19 protein-coding genes are annotated in these 23,438 nt (G+C 54.4%); 10 read left to right on the top strand and 9 right to left on the bottom strand.

Features of this window, described 5'->3' with window-relative positions; genetic code table 11:
- The first annotated feature begins 7 nt into the window (after nucleotides 1-7).
- The 4 genes from QHG98_05705 (at nucleotide 8) to QHG98_05720 (ending at nucleotide 5,748) form a co-directional block, all read left to right on the top strand.
- Nucleotides 8-1,441 carry an NAD-dependent succinate-semialdehyde dehydrogenase gene (locus tag QHG98_05705; protein MDH7597223.1) on the top strand — a complete coding sequence of 478 codons (1,434 nt, stop codon included), beginning with the start codon at nucleotides 8-10 and terminating at the stop codon, nucleotides 1,439-1,441.
- Nucleotides 1,442-1,453: 12 nt separating this feature from the next.
- Nucleotides 1,454-3,109 carry an NAD-binding protein gene (locus QHG98_05710; GenBank protein MDH7597224.1) on the top strand — a complete coding sequence of 552 codons (1,656 nt, stop codon included), beginning with the start codon at nucleotides 1,454-1,456 and terminating at the stop codon, nucleotides 3,107-3,109.
- The gene (truD, locus tag QHG98_05715) at nucleotides 3,099-4,409 is read left to right on the top strand and encodes a tRNA pseudouridine(13) synthase TruD (GenBank protein ID MDH7597225.1); all 1,311 of its coding nucleotides are present in this window, start codon (nucleotides 3,099-3,101) and stop codon (nucleotides 4,407-4,409) included. Before QHG98_05710 ends, truD begins: the two co-directional genes overlap by 11 nt.
- A gap of 94 nt (nucleotides 4,410-4,503) precedes the next feature.
- Nucleotides 4,504-5,748 (top strand): Bcr/CflA family efflux MFS transporter, encoded by a 1,245-nt coding sequence (locus QHG98_05720; protein MDH7597226.1) that lies wholly within the window; start codon nucleotides 4,504-4,506, stop codon nucleotides 5,746-5,748.
- Between the two features lie 81 nt (nucleotides 5,749-5,829).
- Here QHG98_05720 and QHG98_05725 read toward each other — a convergent pair whose 3' ends face one another.
- Nucleotides 5,830-8,628 (bottom strand): DEAD/DEAH box helicase, encoded by a 2,799-nt coding sequence (locus QHG98_05725; protein ID MDH7597227.1) that lies wholly within the window; start codon nucleotides 8,626-8,628, stop codon nucleotides 5,830-5,832.
- 1,572 nt (nucleotides 8,629-10,200) lie between these two features.
- Here QHG98_05725 and QHG98_05730 point away from each other — a divergent pair.
- Complete coding sequence (locus QHG98_05730; protein MDH7597228.1) at nucleotides 10,201-11,457, top strand: ABC transporter substrate-binding protein; 1,257 nt, start codon at nucleotides 10,201-10,203, stop codon at nucleotides 11,455-11,457.
- A gap of 427 nt (nucleotides 11,458-11,884) precedes the next feature.
- Here the strand turns inward: QHG98_05730 and QHG98_05735 are convergent, their stop codons facing one another.
- Entirely contained in the window at nucleotides 11,885-12,088 is a 204-nt protein-coding gene (locus tag QHG98_05735) for a hypothetical protein (GenBank protein MDH7597229.1), read from the bottom strand.
- A gap of 138 nt (nucleotides 12,089-12,226) precedes the next feature.
- Here QHG98_05735 and QHG98_05740 point away from each other — a divergent pair, with 138 nt between their 5' ends.
- The gene (locus QHG98_05740; protein ID MDH7597230.1) at nucleotides 12,227-13,561 is read left to right on the top strand and encodes a signal recognition particle protein Srp54; all 1,335 of its coding nucleotides are present in this window, start codon (nucleotides 12,227-12,229) and stop codon (nucleotides 13,559-13,561) included.
- On the opposite strand, the gene QHG98_05745 is transcribed toward QHG98_05740, so the two are convergent.
- Nucleotides 13,558-13,779, bottom strand: coding sequence for a hypothetical protein (locus tag QHG98_05745; GenBank protein MDH7597231.1), 222 nt, complete (start codon nucleotides 13,777-13,779; stop codon nucleotides 13,558-13,560). The genes QHG98_05740 and QHG98_05745 overlap by 4 nt on opposite strands.
- Nucleotides 13,780-14,371: 592 nt before the next feature.
- Between QHG98_05745 and QHG98_05750 the strand changes: the two genes are divergently transcribed.
- The 3 genes from QHG98_05750 to QHG98_05760 all read left to right on the top strand — a co-directional run bounded on the left by QHG98_05750 (nucleotide 14,372) and on the right by QHG98_05760 (nucleotide 17,355).
- Complete coding sequence (locus tag QHG98_05750; GenBank protein ID MDH7597232.1) at nucleotides 14,372-14,971, top strand: hypothetical protein; 600 nt, start codon at nucleotides 14,372-14,374, stop codon at nucleotides 14,969-14,971.
- A 113-nt stretch (nucleotides 14,972-15,084) separates the two neighbouring features.
- Nucleotides 15,085-16,110 (top strand): AI-2E family transporter, encoded by a 1,026-nt coding sequence (locus tag QHG98_05755; protein MDH7597233.1) that lies wholly within the window; start codon nucleotides 15,085-15,087, stop codon nucleotides 16,108-16,110.
- 9 nt (nucleotides 16,111-16,119) lie between these two features.
- Nucleotides 16,120-17,355 carry a tRNA (N(6)-L-threonylcarbamoyladenosine(37)-C(2))-methylthiotransferase gene (locus QHG98_05760; GenBank protein MDH7597234.1) on the top strand — a complete coding sequence of 412 codons (1,236 nt, stop codon included), beginning with the start codon at nucleotides 16,120-16,122 and terminating at the stop codon, nucleotides 17,353-17,355.
- Nucleotides 17,356-17,402: 47 nt separating this feature from the next.
- Here QHG98_05760 and QHG98_05765 read toward each other — a convergent pair whose 3' ends face one another.
- Nucleotides 17,403-17,945 carry a hypothetical protein gene (locus tag QHG98_05765; GenBank protein ID MDH7597235.1) on the bottom strand — a complete coding sequence of 181 codons (543 nt, stop codon included), beginning with the start codon at nucleotides 17,943-17,945 and terminating at the stop codon, nucleotides 17,403-17,405.
- Nucleotides 17,946-18,368: 423 nt separating this feature from the next.
- Complete coding sequence (locus QHG98_05770) at nucleotides 18,369-19,196, bottom strand: HAD family hydrolase (GenBank protein ID MDH7597236.1); 828 nt, start codon at nucleotides 19,194-19,196, stop codon at nucleotides 18,369-18,371.
- Between the two features lie 432 nt (nucleotides 19,197-19,628).
- On the opposite strand from QHG98_05770, the gene QHG98_05775 reads away from it, so the two are divergent.
- On the top strand, nucleotides 19,629-20,057 hold the full coding sequence (locus tag QHG98_05775; GenBank protein ID MDH7597237.1) for a hypothetical protein: 429 nt from the start codon (nucleotides 19,629-19,631) through the stop codon (nucleotides 20,055-20,057).
- 74 nt (nucleotides 20,058-20,131) lie between these two features.
- Here QHG98_05775 and QHG98_05780 read toward each other — a convergent pair whose 3' ends face one another.
- The 4 genes from QHG98_05780 to QHG98_05795 all read right to left on the bottom strand — a co-directional run bounded on the left by QHG98_05780 (nucleotide 20,132) and on the right by QHG98_05795 (nucleotide 23,277).
- The gene (locus tag QHG98_05780) at nucleotides 20,132-20,740 is read right to left on the bottom strand and encodes a hypothetical protein (GenBank protein MDH7597238.1); all 609 of its coding nucleotides are present in this window, start codon (nucleotides 20,738-20,740) and stop codon (nucleotides 20,132-20,134) included.
- Between the two features lie 192 nt (nucleotides 20,741-20,932).
- A complete protein-coding gene (locus QHG98_05785; GenBank protein ID MDH7597239.1) occupies nucleotides 20,933-21,463 on the bottom strand; it encodes a hypothetical protein in 531 nt (176 codons plus the stop codon).
- Between the two features lie 115 nt (nucleotides 21,464-21,578).
- The gene (locus QHG98_05790) at nucleotides 21,579-22,364 is read right to left on the bottom strand and encodes an ABC transporter permease (GenBank protein ID MDH7597240.1); all 786 of its coding nucleotides are present in this window, start codon (nucleotides 22,362-22,364) and stop codon (nucleotides 21,579-21,581) included.
- Nucleotides 22,348-23,277 carry an ABC transporter ATP-binding protein gene (locus QHG98_05795; protein ID MDH7597241.1) on the bottom strand — a complete coding sequence of 310 codons (930 nt, stop codon included), beginning with the start codon at nucleotides 23,275-23,277 and terminating at the stop codon, nucleotides 22,348-22,350. Before QHG98_05795 ends, QHG98_05790 begins: the two co-directional genes overlap by 17 nt.
- Between the last annotated feature and the right edge of the window lie 161 nt (nucleotides 23,278-23,438).

Consider the following 23,438-nt stretch of genomic DNA (forward strand, 5'->3'; position numbering starts at 1 on the left):
TCCTCTCATGTACCGTTCGATGATGCTGATAAACGGGGAGCAGGTTGAGGGTGCTTCCGGCAGATCTGAGATCATCCATAATCCTGCGAACCAGGAGCCTGTGGCAGAGGTTGTGATCGGGGACGTCAGCGACGCTGTCAGAGCGCTTGAGGCTGCACGGCATGCATTTCCAGAATGGTCATCCTCATCCCCGAAAATAAGGTGCAACCTGCTGCATGATGCAGCTGAGATTGTGAGGCAGAGGGCAGATCACATCGCAGAGCTACTCACAATGGAGATGGGGAAGCCGATCAGGGACTCCAGGAGGGAGGTTCTGTCCGCGGCTGACTCCCTCGATTACTTCGCGGAGGAGGGGCTGAGAAACACCGGAGACTGGATCGCCACAGGCGATACCAGGAGCATAGTGACAAAACAGCCCATCGGTGTTGTGTCCCTCATAACACCCTGGAACTATCCCGTGGAGCTGCTCGCCTGGAAGGCCGGCCCGGCGCTCGCTGCAGGATGCACAGCTGTGGCGAAGCCCTCGAGCCTGGCGCCAGTCGCTGCCACCGAGTTCATAATGGCCATCAACGATGCAGGACTTCCGCCAGGTGTGCTGAACATCGTCCACGGATCCGGGGACACAGTCGGCGCCGAGCTTGTGACGAATCCGATATCGAGAAAGATCTCATTCACAGGAGAGACCTCGACAGGGAGATGGATCATGGAGGCTGCGGCCAGGCATCTCAAGAGGGTATCTCTCGAGCTAGGCGGGCATGCGCCCATGATCGTCTTCGATGATGCAGATATCGATGCAGCAGCAGGCGCATGCGTGAGAAGAGCCTTCGGGAACATGGGCCAGGTCTGCATATCCGTGAACCGGGTTTATGTGGATGATGCGATCGCGGATGATTTTACAGAGAAAGTGATTCGAAGAACGCTGGATCTCAGAATCGGAAACCCGCTCGATCCGGAAGTGGATCTGGGGCCGATGGTGAGCGGGGCCCAGCGGAGAAAGACCGTGGAGCACATAGAGGATGCGCTCCGGAAGGGCGCCAGGCTCCTCTGCGGCGGGCGCGAGCCAGAGGGAGATCTCTTCGCTAAAGGTTACTATTTCATGCCAACAGTGCTCAGCGACGTCGATCACACGATGAGGATGATGAGAGAGGAGACCTTCGGGCCTGTCGCTCCGATCATGCGGTTTAGTGGTGAGGAGGAGGCTGTCAGGCTCGCGAACGATACAGAATACGGACTTGCAGCTTACATATACACAGACAGCATGCGGAGAGCGATTCGCATATCTGAAAGGATCGAGGCGGGAAGCATCGGCGTGAATGTCGGAAGCGTTATAGACCACCATGCTCCCTTCGGCGGGTGGAAGCAGAGCGGCATCGGCAGGGAACTCTCTCACAGAGGCCTTGAAGAGTACATGGAGATAAAGCACATAAGGCTTGGGCTCTGAAGTATCTCCTGAATGACCGATAGCGTGGGCTCCAGAGGCGCTGCCAGAGCTGTGCTATTCGCGATCGCGGTGGTGGCTGCATACAGCGCTATCTACATGATTCTCATGAGGCATGAGGGCAGGCCGGAGCTTGCACAACCGGTAAACGCGGTCTACTGGGTCATAATGACCATGACGACCGTCGGCTACGGGGACATCGTCTTCAGGAGCCATGTGGGGTACCTCTTCAGCATCGCCGTGAGTCTGACGGGCATAGTCATGCTGTTCGCTTTCGTTCTTCCGGGCCTGGTGACGCCCTGGTTTGAGCGTCTTGGACGAGAGCTTCCTGAAAGGGTGCCGGAGGGGATGAGAGATCACATTTTGATCTGTGGCTACGGCCCGATGGTCGAGAGGCTGACCGAGAGACTTGATGAGATGGGGATCCAGTTTGCGATAGTTGAGAGCAGGGAGTCCGTGGCGAGAGGAATCTTCAAAAGGTACACGACCGTCTGGGGGGACCCCTCCGACGTGCAGGTTTTGAGAAACGCGGGCATATCAACTGCCAGGATGGTCATGGTGAACTACACAGATGAGGTCAATGCGGACATAGTTCTGACGGTCAGGGAGGTATCAGGAGTCGAGATAATCGCGATGGTCGAGGATCTGAGGCACTCGAGGTTCCTGAGCTATGCCGGCGCCTCCCGGGTTCTCTCGCCAAAGACGATGCTGGGAACGTTCGTAGCGCAGATATCAACACCATCCTGCGGTGAGTGCGTGTTTCCCGGGGCGGTCCAGCTCTTCGGCATGCTGAGCCTGGCTGAGGTGCCTGTGTTTCCCGGCAGCCCTCTTGCTGGAAGAGCCATCTCGGATCCCCTCCTGATCCAGACTGGCGCTGCTGTTGTCGGGATCTGGAGGAGGGGCGGGTTCACGCCCAGGCCGGCGGGGAGCGATATTCTGTCCAGCGGCACAGTCATTCTTGCGGTTGGGGATTCCGAGCAGCTCATGCGTCTCAGGCTGCTGGCCGCTGGAGATGAGAGCACGAGGAGGTTTCTCGTCATAGGCTATGGTGATGTGGGGCAGAGGCTGGTCCGGGTCCTTTGCGAGCACGGGATCAGGCCTGTGGTTGTTGACAGGCGGGATCTGACCACAGACCGGTTCGAGCATGTCAGGGGCGATGGATACTCAGAGGATGCGCTCATCAGGGCCGGCATAAAGGACGCATCATGCATAATGGTCATGCTGAACAACGATCATGATGCGATATACGCGACACTTGTCGCGAGGAACCTGAGCCCGGATGCGTTCATAATAGCAAGAGCAAACCATCTTCTCTCCACAGAGAAGCTTTACAGGGCTGGAGCAGACTATGTGGCATCGGTGCCGCTGGTTGCTAGCAAGATGCTTCTCACCATGGTCACCCCGGCGAGCGAGGATCTGACGATACTGTACGAGGGGCTGGAGCTCAGGAGGTATGAGGTTCGCAGGAGATCTGCCATGGCGCACCGGACCCTGAAAGATTTGGCGCTCATAGAGCGTTTCGGCTGCACTGCTGTGGCAATCGATCGGGCAGGCGATGCGATACTGGCCCTCTCAGGAGGGACCGAGATCCTGCCGGGAGATGTGCTGGTGCTCCTTGGACCGCCGGGATCGATGGACAGATTCAGCCAGGTATTCGGGGATGGAGGATAGGATGCAGGGACTCCTTCCAGCGCCTGAGCGTGATAAAGCTTTAGGCATGGAGATCTACGTCACCAGAACTCCAGGCATCGGCGGGGTCATACGCCAGAGCCCGGAGGATTTTATCGTCGAGGAGATCTTCGATGATGATCATTACGAGGGCGGAAGGTATCTTGTCATAGAGGTTGAGAAGCGGGACTGGGATACGCACAAGCTTGTGAGGGAGATCTCGAGGGCTCTCAGGATAAGCCAGAGGAGGATCAGCTTCGCAGGCACCAAGGACAAGAGGGCGGTCACGAGGCAGAGGATGGCGATCATGAACCTCGATGAAGAGGCGCTGAGGGATCTGAGAATCCCGGATCTCAGGATCTCTGTTCTTGGAAGAACAAACAGGCCTCTTGGCCTTGGCGATCTGAAGGGTAACCGCTTCAGGATTGTGATAAGAGACATCTTTCTCGATGGAGATTCAGCGAGGGAGCGCATGGAGCGCATAACCTCTGAGATATCAGAGATGGGAGGCGTTCCCAACTACTTCGGTGTGCAGAGGTTCGGCGAGACCAGGCCTGTGACGCATCTTGTCGGAGAGGCCATCGTAAGAGGGGATCTGGAGCGGGCGGTTTTCACATATCTCGCGATGCCATTTCCCGATGAGCCCGAGGGGACAAGAGCAGCGCGTGAGGAGCTCTGGGAGTCAGGGGATGTGAGATCCGCGCTCAGGAGATACCCGAGACATCTCACATACGAGCTGGCGATGCTGAACCATCTGGTTTCCAGCCCCGGGGATCATGCAGGCGCCTTCAGGGTTCTCCCCGAGAACCTGAGGAGAATGTTCGTTCACGCATACCAGTCGTATCTCTTCAACAGAATGCTCAGCATGCGCCTGCGAAGATGTCTCACATTCGAGCCGGTGGAGGGGGATATCGTCTGCTTCTCGAGGAACGGGATGCCGGATGTTAGCAGAACAGAGAAGGTGACATCTGAGAACATCGAGGCTGTGAGGAGGCTGTTCGATAGAGGACGCGCGTTTGTCACCCTCCCTCTCATCGGATACGAGTCAGAGCTCGCTGATGGGGAGCAGGGCGAGATCGAGCGTGGCCTACTGGAATCTGAGGGGATAGCCAGGGAGAGCTTCTCAGTGGATGTCTGCCCGGATCTGGGCTCACGCGGCGCAAGAAGACCGGCTCTTCTGCGGGTTGATCCGCTGTTTGCTCTCGAAGAGGAGAGCGCCTGCATTCAGTTTTCCCTGCCTCCCGGATCGTATGCCACGGTGGTGCTGAGGGAGTACATGAAGGATACCGGGGAGAGCAACTGATATATCACAGGAGGGTGCTCCTGGGGATATCCTGGCGCTGACAGACATATCGCGCCCGTTGTCCATGGCGCTGCCGCAAAACCAGGGATCGAGCATGAACATCTTATCTGCAGGAAGACGGACCAGGCAGAGGTACCTGGGGGACAGGGGTCTAATCGCGCTCATATCGCTGCTGAGCGCCTTTGTCCCGCTATCGACAGACCTGTATCTCCCCGCGCTTCCTGGAATGGCAGATTACTTTGGCGTATCTTCAGACCTTGCGAACCTCACCCTCGTCATGTTCTTCCTCTCATTCGGCGCAGGCACCCTCCTCTGGGGGCCGCTCAGCGATAGGTATGGCCGCAGGCCGATGCTCCTGATAGGTCTCTCCATCTATTCAGCGGCCAGCCTTGGCTGCGCGTTATCCGTGGACATATACCAGCTGATAGCGTTTCGCATTCTGGAGGCCATCGGTGGCAGCAGCGGGTTTGCCGTGGCCACTGCCATGATCAAGGACGTGTACGATGTCAGCAGCAGGGAGCCCATCCTGGCAGTGGTGCAGACAATGGTCCTGATATCTCCGGTATCAGCGCCTGTTATCGGCGCCATCCTGCTCAGATTCACCACATGGCGTGGGCTCTTTGGAGCTCTGGCGTTCATAGGGCTCCTGGCACTTGCGGGAAGCATTGCTCTCCAGGAGACGCTGCATGATCGCAACGAAGGCTCGCTGATTCATGCGCTGGGAAGGCTGTATGTGGTTGCCAGGAACCCGGCGTTCGCATCGCTTCTGGCCCTCTTCTCTCTGCCAGCCATCTCAGCGATGGCATTCATCGCATCGTCATCATACATATACATCAGAGGCTTCGGGCTGAGCGAGCTTGCCTACAGCTACTTCTTCGCGTTCAACGCAATCGGGATGATCTCTGCTCCAACAATCTACCTGAAGCTCTCAAGAAGGATGTCTCGCAGATCGTTTGTGACGATATGCTTTGGTGTGATGATCCTGAGCGGGATGCTTATTGTAATTCTGGGAACCCGCAGCCCCTGGCTATTTGCAGCAGCGCTACTGCCAGCAACAATCGCCGCAGGGGCTGTTCGCACACCAGGGACCAACCTGATGCTCGAGCAGCAGAGGGAGGATACAGGATCCGCCGCTGCTCTGATGAGCTGCGCCGGGATAACAGCAGGAAGCATCGGCATGTCCCTGATATCCATGAATCGGGGTAACATGATCCCTGTTCTTGGGATGATGTATGTGCTCATCGGGATGATCTGTGCGACTTTGTGGCTTTACATCTCGCAGAGACCCTACGTGACGCGCATTCCTGACAGGTGCGCCGCCGGGGCAGCCGCCGGTTGAGATGTGAGAGTTTTCCTGAGGCTTGGAACCCAGATAAACTCTGTGATGACGTTTGAGATGAATCTGATCAGCGGAATGGCTTCAATCTCCCCAGAACCTCTTCGTCCTGGCATACTCCCTCTCAGCCCTGAGTATGTCCCTGTAGAACTCAACCTCATCAGAGTGCATCTTCTTTATGACCCTGGCAGCTGTCTCAGGGCCGAGACCCCTGCTTGCTAGCGCGATGGCAGCTGTCTTCCCGTAGCTGAGAACGAGGTTCGCGTTCCTGTAAACCCTCTTTGTGCGCCTCTTCTCCTCAGCGCCCTTCTTCTCCTCCGGCATTCGGACGATCTTTATCTCCTCATCCTCCCAGGGCTTCAGCGCTGCTATCATTCTTGAGCCGCAGAGCGGGCACTCAGGCCGATCCGGCACTCTGCCAACCTCTCTCAGCGATTTCCATCTCTTGCAGCTGACACAGAACAGAAGCACCCTGTCGTGGAGTATCCGGTTTTTGAGGAGCTCTATAACAGCTGCATCTGCATGCTCAGGAGCTATCAGGTCATGGCCTCCGCCCCTGCCGGAGGATCCTATCGGGCTCAGATCGCCTGTTACCACTCGGATATCCCCTGATTTCATGCGATCCAGGATGTCTCCCGCTGTATCGACATCCAGGCGCTCCTGGTATATCTCACGTATCGCCTCTCTGTACATCGGTGTGTTCTCGAAGACCCCCAGCACCCTGACAAGAGATACCCTCTCGTAATCTATATCCTTCGAAAGCGAGCCGAACTTCCTCGCCACATGCACCATCTTCCATCTGAAGAGGGTGGTGTTCTTCAGGCTCAGCTCCAGGATCACCTTCATCTGAGCGGAGCTGAGATCGCTGATGGTGTTCAGCAGCTCCTCTGCCATCATTCTCTTCGGCAGCGTAAGCTGTATCCTGTATGGATCTATCTCCATGGCGACGCTCGATCCGAAGCGTGTCGAGAGTATCGCGGTTATGGCCCTTCCAAGCGCATCGTTCGCCCTGTGGCCGATGCACGCGTTGATCACCACAAACGAGCCATCGGACTCGATCGTCACAGTCCTGTCGTCAGGCACAGCGCAGCCTGCACGCATCTGATGCTTTATCTGATCGACGAGCTGTTCAGCAGCCTCCCTGTCCACAGGATAGCGCGACATGAGCCATTGGATTGCATCCTCCTCGCCGTGTTCCTCGAGCTCTCCTGCCAGATGCGATCTGATCTCTCCGACCTCCTGCGCCACACCATACGGAACGGGAATCTCCTCTCCGCTCCAGCTCGGGATCTCCCCGCTCCTCTGGATCGGCACGACCTTTACGGTATCATCCTCTATCTCGACTATCTCCCATATCTCCCCACGGGTGACGAACGTCGCTCCCGGACTGGCGAAGCTCACAACAAAAGCCTCGTCGAGCGTGCCGATCTCTCTCCTTGAGACCATGTCGTAGACGCTGTAGCGCTTCTCATCAGGTATCATCGAGAGGTTCTCGAAGTAGTACTCCCAGCCTCTGCGCCTTCTTTTCATGATTCCATCTTCGACAGTGCAGAGCCTGTTCCCCCTCAGCACATCCAGCACGCCGAGCATCTCATCCATGCTCAGATCCCTGAAGGGGTACGCTCTTCTGATTATCTGAAACGCCCTCTCGATACTCAACTCCCCGAAGTCCAGGGAGAGGCCGACCAGCTGGTTCGCCAGGACATCCAGAGGCTTCTCGTGTATCCTCACCTCTTCAAGCTCGCCGGCTGATGCCCTCCTGGCGATGGCGCATGCCTCTGCGATGTCGTCCGGGCATGTCGCCAGTATGGTGCCTGAGGAAACCCTGCCGATGCCGTGGCCTGATCTGCCAACCCGCTGGATGAGCCTGGAGACGTCCCTCGGCGAGCTGTACTGGATCACGTGCTCCACATCACCGATGTCGATGCCAAGCTCCATGGAGGATGTGCATATCAGGCCGCGAAGATCCCCGCGCTTGAAGGCCTCCTCAGCCTCCATTCTGGCATCTCTCGATAAGCTCCCGTGGTGGACTCCGATCGGCTCTCCGAGCACCTTCAGCCTGTATCCGAGAACCTCTGCAGCCTGTCGGGTGTTGACGAAGATCAAACTCTTTTTGGATCTCACAAGCTCCCTTATGCAAGAAATATGCGCTGCAAGCGGCGGCTCGCATCCCAGCTGGCCTGCGAGCGCGTGATCGCCCCGCCCCGGACGTGGCGCCACGACCCTGAAATCCACGAACCTCTCCACATCCGCCCTGAGGATTCTGCACTCCCTCGAGATGCCGGTTAGCAGCCCTGCGACCTCATCAGGAGAGCCGACCGTGGCTGAGAGACCTATCCGCTGGATCTCGCCCGCGACCTCCACAAGCCGCTCGAGGAGTACAGCAAGCTGCGAGCCTCTCTTCGATGATGCCAGTTCGTGAATCTCATCCACGATCACCACCCTGACGCTCTTGAGGTTTGATCTGAGCCTCTTTCCGGTCAGCATCACCTGGAGCGTCTCGGGGGTTGTTATCATGAGGTCTGGAGGCGATCTGCTCTGGCTGGCGCGCTCTCCCTTCGTCGTGTCCCCATGCCTCACCGCGATCTTCACTCCAAGCGCGCTGCTCCATTCCTCCAGGCGTCTCAGCATGTCCCTGTTGAGGGCACGCAGCGGGGTTATGTAGAGGGCCTTGATCCCGGGCCCATCGATATCCATGATCCTGTGAAGGACCGGAAGGACCGCTGCCTCTGTCTTTCCGGACCCTGTTGGTGCTATGAGAAGAACGTTGTTTCCCGCCATGATCTCGGGGATCGCCATCCTCTGCGGCAGAGTCGGCTCGGAAAAGCCCATGCGCTGGAGGTTCTCCCTGATCGTGGGGTTCAGCTGATCGAACACATTCACAATATGGGCGATTTAAGCGGCCTCCGAATATATTCGTTGCGTGCCGCATGTCAACATCCCCGGGGGCAGGCAGCTGACTGGTACGAAAAAAGATCGTATGCAGACCAATCTCTCATCCATCTGATGACCTGCCCAAAAAGGCACTGGTCCTGCCTGCATTCATGGCGGCTGAATGGCTGCTTGCTCTTACGTGTTTGACAACTTGCGGCTCGTGCAATATGGTTGCTGAACGCCTTATTCGTTCACCAGGAATGCATGGCAGGCCGAGTGCTTCTATTGGGCTAACACATGGATAAGAGAGTGAGTTCTTGCAGCAGCCACCCCGGCGCAGCCTCCAGGTTGCCAAACGCATAAGAGCGAAAACATTTTCATGTGCTGCACATCTTCTGGAGCTTTCTCTGATTCGGGTAACGGAGCTGCTGTCTGGCATCGTTGGGTCCGATTAGAAATCAGCACCCAGTGGCGCAATGCTCCTGCTCCGGAACACAGATATGAATTTAAAAATATAAATAATATTTAAGTATTGCCAGTCATATGAAAAATAAATTCGTAGTAATATTCTTCATCGCTGCAGATTTCCATTAAAATCTCCACTGGAAATCAAGGGGTTAACTACCAAAATTTTTGGTCTCCCTCTCCCCCTCACCCGATCAGAATCGTCATTCTGTCTTTAGAGCATCGTGTATATTAATTTCGCTCATATCCATTTGATGACTTGCCCAAAGGAGCAGGGGTCATGCTATGCGTTCGTTTCAACGAATGAATGCTTTCAGCGACCACATTGCATGCTCTGCAAGTTGCTACGCACATAAGAGCGTACCGGTATTATTCCTCTGGCCAGGGCAAGGAGAGAGCGGAGCTAGGATGAAGTGTTGGGGTTGATGGTACCATGGTAGCCCTCCTGCATCCGCTTTGGGCCTTCGCGCAACCGGCACCTGCAGGTTTTCGCCCGGCCCTTGTGCGTGTGCGTGGGCGCGTGGCCGGGGGCCGGGAGGGAGCGTGGGGTACCAGCGCGCACATCCGTGGGGTGCAGGATTGTTGGACGAGGTACTTTTTCATGCGTCATCGGTTAAGATCGACATGTGTAGAATTGGACTTAATAGTCTTATCTTGCCCCAGTACTGCTATCAGGAATCAAGTCCACAGGCGGTCGATTTGAATCAAACTCTCCAATCTGGCGCGATCTCAATTTGTCAAATTTCATGATCAATATATTTACATAAAATCCTTAACCGATGACCAATGGGCTGATATGTGTGGTCTACCTACAACGTGTGGATAATCGCAAAAGCAATAGCCTCAGGCGATTCATAGCCATCAACCAAGCCGTGATGTTAGGACAACAGTTATACAGATTTCCGACGATTTGCAGGACATGTGCCCTCGAGATGCAATGGCGCATATGGCGCAGACTCCGGTCTTCAGGGCGCAGAGAAGTCGTTAGGTGCAAGATGCGACCTCCAATTTGAACTCATACCCTATTTTACAAAATCTGATTTTATATCAAAATAATAGCAATTATTTATATTTATATACAAAATTGTACGAATACAGCGCAGCCGCAGCAGGTAAATGGAGGAGCATATGAGAGGATTGGTCTTTGCGCTGGTATTGGTACAATGCATTATGAGCGCAGCCGTGGTTGTGGATGCCGCGGAGTATACTCTAGGCATCTTTGGTAACGCGAACATGGACTCCACCATTGATGAGCAGGATGTTTCCTATGTCAAGGGTATCATTGATGGAACAAACCCCATTACAGAGCTGGCTGATGCAAATCAGGATGGAATGATCGATGAAGGAGATGTCGAGCAGATACAGAGAATAACAAACGGCACAGAGAGCTACATAATTCTCAAGACATTTACTATCTACGATAAGGCGAAGATTGTCAGGGTTCCGATGCCTATAAGCAAAATAGTGATTCTCAACCTGGCATCCGCAGAGGCAATCAGATGTCTGAACGCAGGGGATATGGTTATAGGTGTTGGCACTTCGGTTGTAGAAGGCGCAAACAAGGAGTTCTTCAGCGATCTAAGCGACCGCCCGACTGTGGGCAAATGGAGCGAGCCTGATGTCGAGAGCATAATTCGTCTCAGGCCGAATGTTGTGATCGCGGATTTGAGGTTCCCCGATACAGAATTGCTGGAAGATAAGCTTAACGCATCTGGAATTGCTGTTCTACGCATGGGGTTTACGTATCCTGACTATTACCAGTCCGAGATGATGGCGCTGGGATACATACTGAATCGGAAGTCCGAGGCAAGGGATCTGATCGATTTTGCATACAGATATGTTGATCTCATTGAGGGCCGGATAGCATCAGTTCCTGCAGATGTGAGGCCAAGAGTATATGCAATCTATTCACCGAGCGATTTATGGAAGACCGGATCTAACGGATCTATCGTGGACATGCTGTGCGGGCTTGCAGGTGGACGGAACATAGCCCATGATCTAAAGGGTGGAACTGGGGGAATGTACCCCACTGTCGATCCGGAGTGGGTGATAAAAGAAAATCCAGAGATCATCTTCACCTGGAGCTCTCCGGGAGGATACACGGTCTCAAATGACACAGAGATGATGAATGTCTGGAACAGCATAGTCAAATCTCCCGAGCTGTCTCAGGTAAGTGCAGTGAAGAACAATAGAGTGTATCTTCTGACCACAGAGATCACCAGTCGACCCAGATGGTTTGTGGGTCTGGCCTACCTCGCCAAGTGGTTCTATCCCGATAATTTCAAAGATCTGGATCCAGAGGCAATACATAAGGAATACCTGGAGAAGTATCAGAAGGTGAGATATCAGGGAGTATTTACATATCCTGCATGAGCTGTTGCTCAGCAGGAAATATTTTAATCTATTTATCCATATGCTCAGACCACATTTAGAAAGCGATCGATTTTTATCCTCTGATAACCCTTCTGGAGATACTGGCTTGGCCGCGTTGCTGGGTATGAACCGAACGCCTTCAGCAGCCGGGCAGCGACGAGTAACATACCCCGTAATCTCATGCGCGAATTCGGCTCTCGGCGAGCAGGGCAATCTCAAGCGATTGTAGGCGTTAAGCGATCCAGGCGGCTGATGGGGAGAAGCTTAAAACACAGTGAGCGGATCTAGCCGCAGGAAAAGAGATACACTCCGCGCAACTGTACGGTGGAAGTTCAGCAAAGATAACGCCAGAGCAAAACTCAAACGACACTACAATACAGTTAAAAATTAATGTTACTGAGCACGAGTCTCACTATGCCGAGCGACTTTACATTCTCTTGTAATCCAGGGGCTCCTTGAATCGCGTGATCCAGTAATGCACACTTGACTTGCCCACATCAAGAACCGCTGCTGTCCTCCTAACGCTGGATGAGACCACGCAGGTCGCTATCGCGATAACTTCTAAAGGTACCTTGTTTCTGCTGAAGAGAGGTGAGCTGGATAACGCAGAAATCAGAGTGCTTGATGTCATCCGGCATCACTCCCTCTAAATTTCAGTGAACCAATTTTATGCTCGGTTCTGTTTTTTATCTTATTCGGACAGGTCCGCACAGCAATGCCAAAAGTTATGAACATGTAGGTAAAGCTTCTGTAAGTCTGTGTGAGAAATATGGTGCTCGATAACCTAGGCGGATCGCTCAGAGGTGCCCTGAAGAAGATAGCCTCGGCAACACGTGTTGATAAAGCTCTTGTGGATGACGCTGTGCGCGACATTCAGCGCGCCCTGCTCCAGGCTGATGTGAATGTGAAGCTCGTGATGAGCCTCTCGAACAGGATACGCGAGCGTGCGCTCAACGAAAAGCCCCCTGCAGGGATGAATCCCAGGGAGCACGTGATAAACATCGTCTACCAGGAGCTGATCAACCTTGTCGGCAGGGGCACAGACATCCCGCTAAAGAAGCAGACGATCATGCTTGTTGGTCTCCAGGGCAGCGGCAAGACGACAACAGCTGCAAAGCTCGCGACATACTTCCAGAGGAAGGGTTTGAGAACCGCTGTCATATGCGCAGACACGTTCCGGGCGGGAGCATACGATCAGCTCAAGGCGCTCTGCGACCGCCAGGGGATATTCTTCTACGGGGAGAAGGGAAACAAAAACGCTCCTGAGGTCGCGAAGAACGGCCTTGAGGCGACAAAGAAGTACGATGTGCGCATAGTGGATACGGCCGGCAGGCATGCGCTCGAGAGCGATCTGATCCAGGAGATGAAGGACATCCATGCGGTTGTGAACGCAGACCACAAGCTGCTCGTCATGGATGCTGCAATCGGCCAGCAGGCTAGCGAGCAGGCCAGGGCATTCAACGAGGCCGTGGGGATAACAGGGGTCATAATAACAAAGCTTGACGGCACCGCGAAGGGGGGTGGGGCGCTGAGCGCGGTCGCTGAGACGAAGACGTCCGTCGCATTCATAGGCGTTGGCGAGACCGCAGCCGACCTGGAGAAGTTCGAGGCTGACAGGTTCATATCACGCCTTCTCGGCATGGGCGACATCAAGGGGTTGATCGAGAAGGCCCAGGAGGTGCAGATCGAGAGCGACGTCGATGTCGATGCGATGATGAAGGGCAAGTTCACCCTGAAGGATATGTACAAGCAGCTTGAGGCCATGAACAAGATGGGGCCGCTGAAGCAGATAATGCAGATGCTCCCGATCGGCGGAATGGGCATCGAGCTCTCCGATAAAGAGTATCAGGTCACAAAGGAGAGACTCGACGCATACAGGTTCATCATGGACTCCATGACTGAGGAGGAGCTTGAGGATCCAAAGATAATAAACGCCAGCAGGATAAAGAGAATCGCGCGCGGAAGCGGCACGCGGCCCGAGCTGGTCAAGGAGCTTCTGAAATCGCATGCTGCAATGCAGAAGGCCATAAAAGGAATGAGAGGGGGTATGGGGCGTATGAATGTGAAGAAGCTCATGAAGCGCCTTGGCCAGCCGAAGGTCTAGACCTTCGATTCCTCATACGCGATCCATACGATTACCATCCCCACCAGGATCAGAAGCGGACCGATGGATCCCCTGATGATGTCTGCTGTGTAAGACCACCAGTTCAGACCGTACATCCAGCTGTTGTGCCCAGACCATGCAGGGTCTGCCATGGTCCATATTCCAGTGATGACCACCAGAATGCCAATGATCACCTTCAGCACATCTCCAATCCTCAAAGCATATCCCCTCCTTTCGGGTGATATCCATGATGCTAATGATGCAAGTAGATTGCAGATTTCGATATATAACCATCCCCTTGCGACGATCGTGTAGCTGTACCATTGAAAACCTCCGCATGTGATAAAAGACTGCTCCTGTGTCGAACCGCGGAGAGACGAGCTCTCGTATTTGCTCAATATCGTGAGCTTACTTGAGTTACTGATCAAGTGTGGCCCTATCATCGGCCATAGTCGTTTATCCAGAAATCCGCCAAGAGGGCAATTTACCTCACATATTGAGCATGTTCGAGCTCTCGCAGGCAAACCAGCATAAACCATCTCCACATCTTATGCGAGAGGATTCCTAAAACCCAGCTGTTTAGTAGAAAGCTTCTTTGATAAACTCATGCATCGGCATTCAGAGATCCCCTAACAGGAGGTTAACAGGAATCCTCGCGAGATCATCGATCCGCAAATCACCAGGATGAGACTGGTGGTTATCTGGATCCCAAGTCCCGGACTGATCCCCCGCCTTCTGGAAAAGTATTTAAATAATGCTACATACTGACACAACAACGGTTTACTTCGTGTTACAAAAGAGGTGATATGAGTGTATGGACGTCTGCCCCTCGTTGTTCTGATTGTTCTGATGGCTCTGATGCTGCTTCCCGTCTATCACGCCCAGGAGCCTCTCTGGCTCGGTCGTGGCGCCAATGAGGATGTGGTGAATCTCGATGTGGGAGCGAGGTCTCCTGGTTATGTCCCCTCATTCGGTACGAGGGGATTTGCAGCGCCTGCATCCCCGCAGGTGATGGCGCTGAGCCCTGGAGCAATGATACATCAGGCGGAATCACTGCTCTCTGAGGTGGAGAGAGCACGGGATGATACCCTCTCGATCTACAACCTGACAAGACTCATGGCGGTTTACGCGTCCGAGAACGCCAGCATCGCGAGATCAATGGCCGAATCCGCTGAGATGAGCGCCAGAAGAGCCGAGACAGGCGCATATGAATGCAGAGTGGTGCTCAATGAGACCGAGAGCGTGAGATCTCAGGTCCTCTCGATCTACAACCTGACAAGACTCATGGCGGTTTACGCATCCGAGAACGCCAGCATCGCGAGATCAATGGCCGAATCCGCTGAGATGAGCGCCAGAAGAGCCGAGACAGGCGCATACGAACGCAGGATGGCGATCAACGAGAGCAACTGAGCCTCCTGAAGCATGATCAAAGATGGCTGTGATCTCAACAGAAGTGGCCTGCTGTCCCTGCCCCATCTGGAAAGATTTTTACAGTTTGGCATTCTGGGTAAAGCAGTGAGACCTTGAACATCAGGCGTGGCTGGATGATGGCTGTGCTTATCGTAGCGCTCATCGCCATAGCCTACTTCATGTTCCCCCTCATGGATGGCATCATCCTCGGCACGGTCTTCGCATACATAGGAAGGCCGATACGTGATATGTTCGGAGCCAGGAAACGCCTCGGCTCAGCCATAGCCTCCATATGGATAATAGTGCCGATCTCACTCGTTCTGATCCTGGGGGTTATGGAGATAGCGAACCTGTTCATGTGGATCGCCCAGAACCAGGGGAGCATAGCGAGGGAGATGAGCAGCACCATATCAGGCCTCGAGATCCCTGAGGAGATATACACGCTCATCACAGGAAGCCTGCAGAACGTTCTCAGCTTCATGGCAGACCTCGCTGCGAGGATGCCACTCTTCGATTACGGCAGGAGAGTGATCCTGCTCGCAATAAATCTTGTACTCTCGATACCTGTATGCTACTTCCTTCTCTGCGACGGCGAGCGGTTTGTTGAGTCCTGGTTCACCATAATCCCCGAGGAGAGCCTGGACACATACAGGGCGTATTTCGAGAGGATCGACAGGATCCTGAGCGGCATATTTCTCGGCAGCATGTACACCGCGATCGTCGGAAGCGTGATCTCGGCTATAGTCTTCTACGCATTCGATGTCCCCAGGCCGTTTGCGATGGCGAGCCTGGTTTTCATAGCAGGTCTGGTGCCTGTGCTGACGGCATGGGCTGTCATTGTTCCGATATCGATATACAGATACATCCTCCTGGGTCCGGCCGAGGCTCTCATGTTCTTTGCCATCGCATCCGCCCTGATCTACCTTCCCTCGGAGCTGATCATACGGCCGTACCTTGTGGCTGCACGCTCCTCCATACATCCGCTGCTCGTCATACTCTCTTTTCTGGGCGGGGCAATGGTGGCCGGAATAGGCGGTTTCTTCCTCGCCCCAGCGATCATGGGCGTGATCGTGGGCATATACCAGGTCAGAAGGGAGCATTCTCTAGCGAAAGGGCAGCAGGGCGAGCAGAATCTCTGAGGTGGTGGCATGCGGTTCTGCATAGAGACCCACGGCTGCACAGCGAATATCGGGAACTCAATGGAGCTGAGGAGATTGCTGATCGCGCACGGGCACCTCGAGAGCGATCTCGATAATTCAGATGTAGTTATCCTCAATACATGTGCAGTGACATCGCGCACAGAGCGGGACATGCTCAGGCGGATCTGCGAGCTCAGAGGCAGAAGGCTGATAGTTGCAGGCTGTTTGCCTGCTGCCATTCCGGAGCTGATTGAGGGTTTTGAGGCCGTGGGCGTTCTGAACAGAGGCGGCATGGAGAAGGTCCTTGATGCTCTTGGAAGATCAAAGAGTCCGGAACTGGATCGTCCAATTCCGTGCCTGCCCGGCAGCCTGTGCGGCGTTGTCACCATCTCAGAGGGCTGCCCCGGAGCATGCTCATACTGCATAGTAAAGAGGGCCAGGGGGCCTCTGAGAAGCAGAGAGCCGCGCGAAATAGAGAGCGATGTCAGGCATCTCATAAATAGCGGTGCTGTTGAGATCCAGCTGGCATCCCAGGATGCCGGAGCTTACGGATGCGACATCAGCACGTCCCTTCCTGAGCTGCTCGATCTGCTCTCCGATATGGATGGAGCGTTCATGATACGGGTGGGCATGATGAACCCGGGCTCCGTCCTGAGGATTCTCGACGATCTCCTGGATTCGTACAGGAGCGAGAAGATGTACAGATTTCTCCACCTTCCGCTCCAGTCTGGATCCGACAGGGTTCTGGAGAGAATGGGGAGGGGCTACACATCGCGTGATTTTGTTCACATCGTGAGTGAGTTCAGATCGAGATTTCCGGACATCTCGCTCGCGACCGATGTCATAACCGGCTTCCCGGGAGAGACGGATCAGGACTTCAGAATGACTGAGAATGTGATAACAGCAACCCAGCCTGATAAGGTGAACGTCACAAGATACTCACAGAGACCTCACACACCCGCATCTATGATGCATGATATGCCGGACAGGATAAAGAAGGAGAGGTCACGCAGGATGACGGAGCTCTGGAAGGAGATCGCCCTGCTCCGGAACAGCCGGTACACAGGGCACGAGCTGGAGGTGCTGGTCACAGAGCATGGAAGAGCCGGCACCATGAAGGGGAGGACCAGGAACTACACCGGAGTCGTGGTCCATGGTGCCAGCTACATTGGAAAATGGGTTAGAGCAAGGGCGACAGATGCAACGCCCTTCTACATAAAGGCCAGATGCACTGGAAGTCTGTGAACACTCTGACCTGACCGAAAGTTTACGGTAGCACAACTGTCAGCCCTCTACGTGAGGGCCATGAGCTCCAGCTTCATGCGCTCCCGATCACTCATATCAGATCCGGTATTGGATGCGAGCGAGTCGTCAGGCACGTATGTCAGCGTCAGCTTCCTGCGCTTGCCGTGTGTGAGCCTGACGTGCTTGGGATCGAGTTCGGCAGCACGCTTCATCACTGTGATCACCGTCGTTTTATTGAGACCCAGCATGTCCACCAGCTCCGCAGTGGTGTAGTCCCCCGGCCTCTCGCTCATGATCTCTATCAGCGCCCTGGCATGCTTGTCTATCGCACGCCCCTCGCCGTACTCGAGATCCTTTGAGGCCCTGGCATGCCTCGCCCTAAGCTGTGTCTTAAGATCTGCAACCTCTTTCGATAATCTGTCCACCTGATCGATCAGCCGGCCGAGCAGCTCGACATCCCTTCCAGACCCAACACTCTCCGTCAGTCTGTTTACGGCAGTTATGAGCTCGATCATGGCCTGCTCTTCCTTCAGCTTCCTTTCAGTCTCAGCGGCCTTATTTTTATACAGCTCTAAAAGCTCTTCGAACATCTGCTTACACCTATCACTTGTATAGTTTGTTTGGGTGATGCAAAATATTATTTGTTCTTAAACAGACGCTACTATATATAGATTTCGATGTATACTCTGCGGTTTCGTGAGAGATGGCAGGGATGCAGCGATCTGCTCGGCCCGATCTGAGTTTGTACATTCAAGATTCCATGCCAGCCCCCGGAGCTGGAAAGGCATGGTCGCATTGCTGGGTCGCGTACCCTGTGTACTCCTGAGATCCACAGGATGTGAACGGTCAACTTCATGACGCATCTCCTCAGGGTACTGCAATTCGGATCAATCTCTTCGCTGATTCAAATCCACTACCGAGATCCATAAAGGATGTGATCATGAGATGTTCCCGCTGTACCTGTGCCCGGGAGCAGATCGCTCAGCTGCACAGGCAATTGATCAACAATTCCATCATACGGATCTGAGATCGCACACATCCGTTCGCAAAATATATGCTTTCACTGCAACAGGAAGCTGACGGATATCTCCTATCATGATATCCGCAACCTCCAGCAGCCTGGGGTGTGGGTCTGGATTCTGCTGGACTGTGAGCACTCCGAGATCTGCCTCCTTCAGGGCATAGATATCGTTGAGACCATCGCCGACCATCACCACAGCCCTGTGATTCTCTTTGAGCCTCTTAACGATCTCCTTCTTCCGTATCGGATCGGCAACAGAGTATAATTTTTCAGGATCTATGCCGTAATCGACAAGATGGATCAGACTCCTGGGGCTGTCGCCGGACGCTATGTAGATATCCGCCCCCATAGCTCGTAGCTCATCCAGAACAGATTTGACACCAGGGAACGGCACACCTCCTGTGCTCACAATGTACGGGACTGTCATATCCACAGAGTCAACGATTATCCCAGTTGTGTGGTACGTCTCAGGGCATCTCTGCCTGACAGCATCATGCGCCACCAGGAGATCCCTGACGGTCGCATCTGAGCGTCTTATCGCCTCAAGCACATCCGGTTGAGATACCGGTGTGCTGTAGCAGCTTATCTCTATGCCCTCTGAGCACAGCTCTATCAGCCTGAGCAGATGCATGTCCTCAGGGCATCTCCGGACATCCCCCGGATCCATCTGAGGCACGACAAGCGCCCTCCCCGGCCTCTCTATTATGAGCTGTGCTGTCACTATTCTCTCCAGGATCCTCCTGCGGATGAGATCATTGGCCACACGATACATCCGGAGCAGTGTGCCTGCGACATCAAGAACAACTGCCAGCTCGCCCATCACCATCCAGTATTCACGGAAGGGTGATGAACATATCGCTCCTGAGCGCATGTCTGGAAGGTGGGAGGACGTTATAGTTCTTTGCGCCACTTCATGTAAATCCATTTAAAAGCTACTGGATATGTCATACTTCCTAGATGATTTTATGTGACATGTGATATTATATCAACTTATGCGGAATACTATACATTCAGCCGCTCGTTCAGGCCAGGCGCATTGGCTCCGCGGATCCACGGATATTCAGTCAGAGGCCATCGCCCATGATGTCTCCATCCCACTCGAGCGCTGTCGAGGCGGATCAGCGAATCTCCTGTCACAGGCCATTGATCCTATCTCGTTCAGCTCTTCGATCCGAGGATCTGCCGCCAGGATCTGCTCAGAAGGTCTGTATCGCAAAAATATATACCCAAAAAGATATTGCTATGAATGGCCATGAAGGACATTTCGAATCGCATCGCTGCGCTGGCTGCAAGGGCGCTCGAGCCGATCATCTCTGCGATGGAAGCCCCCACGATCTCACATGAGATTGTGGCTGATGGCAGGCGCTGGATGCTGGAGGTGAGCGATGCGCATGTATCCTGCAGGTGGTGCATTGCGGATTGCCTGGAGCTCCTGGAGAGGGCTGCAGAAGAGCTGGGCGTGCCTTTGGAGGAGGAGCTGGTCGTGAGGCATCCTGAAATGGAGTTCGGGGAGAACATGATCACCGGCTTCTTCGAGGCCTGGAGAGGGGTTGCGGTCAGAAGAAAGAACCCCATGGAGGATATACTTGACGCTCTGATCTCCGAGCTCGAGATGCGAGGGGTCAGCATATCCCTGGAGGAGGATTTTCTGGTGCTGTCCAGGCGCAGATCGATACGCTGAACCTCTCCACAGGGTTTGCTCTTTGTATGGGGGTGAAGTCCTCCGGCATGCAGGCCGGAGCAGTTGACCTTCACTCAGCCCTGCAGCGGGCTGCTGCCTCTGCTATTCACATCGATATATGTGGGAAAGCCCATCGCATTCAGCTCATCCTCGCCGAGGAGAATGCTGTGGCCCTGAGAATCAGAGGCTCTGAGCCATGATATCCGCCATCTCCCAGGCTCTGCGTCTTCTGGTATACAGATGTCTCCCCGGTAGATGGCCCCTCTGGTGCTCGAACTCGCGGTCTGGTTCAGCTGCACCTCAACCGACATCCCGCCGGATGGGCTGACGAGCCTTATCGCCGGCGGAGACGCTCCGATCCCGGAGAGTGTGACCGAGATGTTGAGCGCATCCACGGTGGCGTTCAGCACGCGCGGCTCGAGCGTGAGGTTCAGCAGATCGGGTCCGAGCCTGGCGTCGCGGGGGTATGACGCTCTCTCCTCCGCACCATCCGATGTCTCACCGCCCGCAAGGACGATCCTCTTCTCAATGGAGAACACCCCCACCATATCATCAGTCCTGAATCCGTACATCGCCGGGTGGAGCGATGAACCCTCTCCAGTCCCGTATGAGATGTGCGCCCATGCTGATGAGCCCTGAATGAGAGAGAGCATGACGACCAGAAGCAGCGCCACTCTGCACATCTGATGGGAGATGGTCTTCATGGTAGATGAAGGTTGCTCAGAGCATCATATGGCGCGGCGCAGGCACCGTTCTTCCGGGAGAGGCCCGCTCAACTGGCGGATCAAATGAGACTGCAGTCCATTCTGCGAGATCTCCGGGATGCACAGCTGCTCAGCTGAGTCACCGAGACCCTCATGTGCCACCGATGAATATCAACGCCGTCTTCTGGATCTCATGATGCGCGCTGCTGCAACCACGAGCATCGACCACAGCGCACCTGCTGCTGGAATCCGCCTCTCTGAGACATGGCTCACGTTATTTGTCTCAGGATGCTCTCCGGCCATCTCTTTACCAATCTCTATCTCCTCGCTCACGTTCTCGACGATCAGATGGAAGCTCCTGTAGTTTGGAGGGGAGCCCTTTGCAGCTATACCGACCTCTATCGTATGATTTGCAGGAGGGACATCTCCTGCGGACAGGTTCACATTGAAAGTCATCCGGCCGCCAGGATAGACCCATCTGGCTCTCGTCACATTCGAGACTGATATACCGGGCGGCAGGCCTCTGAACACGAGCCTGGCATACGCTCCGTCACCGCCTATGTTCTGTATGGTTACAGGTAGTGTTATAGTGGTGTTTGGCTGAATGCTCGCATCAGGCGCGTCAATGACCTTGAAGTACGGCGTGGCAGCTGCAGCACTCAGAGCTGCATATACAACCACAATCAGGGCGAGTTTTCTCATGATAGTCACACTGTCAATTTTTATAAAAGCATTTCTGGCCGTGTGATGACCGGGCACTCTGAGTGCCGGAATTCAGAAGATCTAACTGTAAAGATCTCCACGTTTCCCCGGACGCTCACTCCGAGAGGCGCAGGAGTATGCCCGTCTTCCTGGCCCGCTCGATCGTCATCTCAAGGGCGATCAGGCCTGCAATCATGTACCCGGCCACCATCACCGCTCCCGTCAGGATATTGTGATCCCCAAAACCGTAGGCAGATCTGTAGTACTCCAGAAAATACGTCAGCGGCACAGCACGTGCCATTAGCTGGAGCGGCTCCGGAAGAACGCTGACCGGATAGTATATCCCGCTTATGAGCATTATCACCCCGCTCAGGCTCCACGCCGCGACGTCCGCCTTCTGACCGAAGAGAAGTATCGAGATGCAGACTATCATCCCTATGATGGCTGAGACTGCGAAGACCCCTGCCAGAAATATCAAAACTGTGTGTATCCCTCCTGCGAGGAAATCAAAGCCGAAGAGGATTCTGCTGATGACAACAAGTATCGTGAATGCAAATGTTCCACGAACCATCCCGAAGAGGAGGGCGCCGAGCACAAGATGGTACCCACGCACAGGAGAGACAAACGTGTTCTTTATGCTCTTCGACCACATATCGAACAGCAGAACATAGGCGACATCTATCTGACATATCTGAAGGATCGTCAGCCCGATCGCTCCCACGAGCAGAAACGCAACTTTTTCCCCCTCCACGCCCAAAAACCTGGTCATCAGACCGATGGAGAGGAGGCTGATCAGAGGCCAGAAAACGAGCTCGAAGACCGTGAACACGTTCCTCTTGGATATTATCCAGTTCTTGTATGCCGCGGAGAGGCACTTGTTGATCTCACCCTGCAAGCTCAATGAATACATCCTCCAGATCCGGCTCTTCAAGCTCCAGCTCGAGTATTTCAGCGCTTTGGAATGTGCGCATGACCCCGCTGAATGTCGCCTCGTTTTTATCGATGACCAGATCCGCTCTGCCCGCTGAAAGATCTGCGGATATCAATCCAGGAATCGACCGCAGGGCGTTTGCGTCTACATCTCCCCTGTACCTTATCGTCAACCTCTCCCCTATCTTCAGGCTTCTCTTCAGCCTTGCCGGCGTGTCCTGGGCAACTATGCGCCCCTCCTTCAGGAACGCTATCATCCCGCAGAGATCCTCGGCCTCTGGCATGTAGTGGGTGGTCATGACAACAGAGACGCCCATGTCCCTGTGAATTCTCCTGACCAGCGCTCTCGTCCTCTGTGCCATCTGCGGATCCAGGCCGGTCGTCGGCTCATCCAGAAATAAAAGCTTCGGACCGTTCAGCATTGCCTTTGCAAGCGATAATCTCTGCTTCACACCGGTCGACAGGTTCTCGAACCGGGTGTCCTGATACTGGTATAGATCGAAGCTCTCCATCGACCAGTCCACGGCCCTCTCGAGCTCTCTTCCATGGAGACCGTAGAGCATACCTGAGTGGCGCAGGTTCTCCCTGACTGTAAGGCTCCAGGGAAAGTTCGGCTTTCCTGTGCTTATGTTTATGAGCTTCCTGACCTCGTGTGTCTTCCTCCGCGCGTCTATCCCCAGAATGGTGAGCTCGCCCCTGTCAGGGTAGATGAGCGTTGAGAATATCGAGAGCAGAGTTGTCTTCCCGGAGCCGTTCGGACCGAGTATGCCGAATATCTCCTCCCCATCTATCAGGAGATTGATATCCCTGAGAACCTCTTTTTTGCTCCGGAACAGCGTGTTGAAGCTCTTGCATATCCCTGAGGCACGGACCGCATCATTCATGGCTCAAATAACCTGATCCTCCGTCGGATACAATCGAAATCTGTGAGCAGTCTTCATCTCGTAATCCATCTTCCATTTATTTCCTTCGTACCGGCACTCCAGAGATTTGGAGCTTGCGCCCTCATCGTTCAGCGAACACACCGATCTCATAATGTTCAGCG

This window comes from Methanothrix sp. (assembly GCA_029907715.1).
In the GTDB taxonomy this organism is placed as follows: Archaea; Halobacteriota; Methanosarcinia; order Methanotrichales; family Methanotrichaceae; genus Methanothrix_B.

Bases quoted from the DNA above. Each gene is read 5' to 3' on its own strand.
- QHG98_05705 (MDH7597223.1), top strand. From the start codon at position 8: ATGTACCGTTCGATGATGCTGATAAACGGGGAGCAGGTTGAGGGTGCT.
- QHG98_05710 (MDH7597224.1), top strand. From the start codon at position 1,454: ATGACCGATAGCGTGGGCTCCAGAGGCGCTGCCAGAGCTGTGCTATTC.
- truD (MDH7597225.1), top strand. From the start codon at position 3,099: ATGGAGGATAGGATGCAGGGACTCCTTCCAGCGCCTGAGCGTGATAAA.
- QHG98_05720 (MDH7597226.1), top strand. From the start codon at position 4,504: ATGAACATCTTATCTGCAGGAAGACGGACCAGGCAGAGGTACCTGGGG.
- QHG98_05730 (MDH7597228.1), top strand. From the start codon at position 10,201: ATGGAGGAGCATATGAGAGGATTGGTCTTTGCGCTGGTATTGGTACAA.
- QHG98_05735 (MDH7597229.1), bottom strand. From the start codon at position 12,088: ATGACATCAAGCACTCTGATTTCTGCGTTATCCAGCTCACCTCTCTTC.
- QHG98_05740 (MDH7597230.1), top strand. From the start codon at position 12,227: ATGGTGCTCGATAACCTAGGCGGATCGCTCAGAGGTGCCCTGAAGAAG.
- QHG98_05760 (MDH7597234.1), top strand. From the start codon at position 16,120: ATGCGGTTCTGCATAGAGACCCACGGCTGCACAGCGAATATCGGGAAC.
- QHG98_05765 (MDH7597235.1), bottom strand. From the start codon at position 17,945: ATGTTCGAAGAGCTTTTAGAGCTGTATAAAAATAAGGCCGCTGAGACT.
- QHG98_05770 (MDH7597236.1), bottom strand. From the start codon at position 19,196: ATGGGCGAGCTGGCAGTTGTTCTTGATGTCGCAGGCACACTGCTCCGG.
- QHG98_05775 (MDH7597237.1), top strand. From the start codon at position 19,629: ATGAAGGACATTTCGAATCGCATCGCTGCGCTGGCTGCAAGGGCGCTC.
- QHG98_05780 (MDH7597238.1), bottom strand. From the start codon at position 20,740: ATGTGCAGAGTGGCGCTGCTTCTGGTCGTCATGCTCTCTCTCATTCAG.
- QHG98_05785 (MDH7597239.1), bottom strand. From the start codon at position 21,463: ATGAGAAAACTCGCCCTGATTGTGGTTGTATATGCAGCTCTGAGTGCT.
- QHG98_05795 (MDH7597241.1), bottom strand. From the start codon at position 23,277: ATGAATGATGCGGTCCGTGCCTCAGGGATATGCAAGAGCTTCAACACG.